The sequence below is a fragment of the Vibrio sp. YT-15 genome, assembly GCF_033337445.1.
GTDB classification, from domain to species: domain Bacteria; phylum Pseudomonadota; class Gammaproteobacteria; order Enterobacterales; family Vibrionaceae; genus Vibrio; species Vibrio alginolyticus.
This window is the reverse complement of sequence record NZ_JAWOQR010000063.1, coordinates 1-1545: the sequence shown is the minus strand read 5'-3', so window position 1 is coordinate 1545 and position 1545 is coordinate 1. Positions and strand designations below refer to the sequence as shown.

1 protein-coding gene is annotated in these 1545 nt (G+C 47.8%); it reads left to right on the top strand.

Translation table 11 applies throughout. From position 1 onward, the window contains the following. On the top strand, window positions 1-361 hold a 361-nt coding region (locus R7D93_RS25235; protein ID WP_318129555.1), incomplete at its 5' end, for a hypothetical protein. Window positions 362-1545 lie beyond the last annotated feature (1184 nt).

Genomic DNA, 1545 nt, shown 5'->3' with positions numbered 1-1545 from the left:
AAAAAAAAAGGATGGTAAAACGATGTGTGAAAAACTTATCACCACAGACAGAGATGTCTGTTTATGGCTCATTGCATTGAATGCTCATTGCACTTCTAGAAAAGCTTCAAGGGATAGTGCACCCAAGCATGAAAATTCACCCATTATCTACTCACCCTCATGCCAATGGAGTCCTCACAACACTTACGGAGACCCAAGGGGAGAGGAGGTAGCAACAAAACTCCACCTAATGGAGGCTTATGGTGCCCCAGATTCAAACGTCCAAAAACACATAATTGAAACCACAGAATATGTAAGCCGTAACCCTCCATTAGGTGGAGTTGTGTTGCTACCTCCTCTCCCCTTGGATCTCTGCAAGTGATGTGAGGACTCTAACAGCCTATTTCCACCGGCTGCGTGTTGGTTGCGTCTCCACTCCGGCACGGCAGTGGAGCCGATAGGATTCAATTCTAGTCAATGTGTGCTTCCACCGGCACTCCGGAGCCCTCTGCAACAGATATGCAGGACTTCTATTTTTGCCGGATGCCGGAGCACAATGCAGCGATTCAGCACAGAGCAGATCGTGCGGGGCAGGAAGTCGTGCACAGAAACACAATAAAACATCTGGTTAATTTTCAAAATAAAGTACACAGTGTTCACGGCGAATCATATTTCCCTGCACTACACCTTGAAAACGTCATAATGTCCAGAGACAGGCCTGAAGTCAACAGGTCAGAGGTTTTCAGACGTCATTTCACCCCGTTGACACCATGGACGAGGAGATATTAATCATGGCAGTGCACCGAGATGTCTTCCGGCGGAGCTGCACCGCACCGCACAGCAAACGCAGCCGGTGGGTATTGACGGATGGCGGAGCACGCAGCGGATAACCAGCGCTGCCGTTCTGCAACGGACACACATCCAGTGGAAATCCGGTGTAAGACAGAGAGAGCACACCTCTCTGCCCTTTCACATGCAAATGAAGAAAGCCTGAGGTAGAGAGAACAAACTTCCCTGCCCTTCCATGCGCCTATATGGAAGAGCAGCAGCAAAGACCCCCCGGGAACAGAGCCAGGATCAATGACAAACAGAAATGACATTGTTAAGTCAGTGACAGCATGAAAAGGAGGAGCTGGGGTGGAAGCGGGTTGCAAAGCAGCTTGCAGAGGAAGCAGCAACAGTAGGCAGGCCAGAGCAGTTTAAATAGGGTGCCCTGAATGAGATTTACCAATTGGTTGCATAGAAAGGAATCGTGATCAATCAGCTGCTCCATCAGTTGATTGGGCTGTTTGAGATCAGCTGATGTAGCTGGGATGTGAGCTGAGCTTGACTTTGTGTCCTGCCTGAACTAACGCGATGCTCAGTTTGTCATCCTCTTTGATTCACACTGGTCTAATGGATGATCCTTGCACAGCGACCAATCAGCATCGGTGTGGGCATTGATAATGGCATTAGTTTAATGCATCTTTGCCTGATAACAACATACCACTTGCCATCTGTTGTAAATATCAAATTTTACATAACACCAAGAATTTACATTTCCAAACATGAAATCAGTGTCAAATG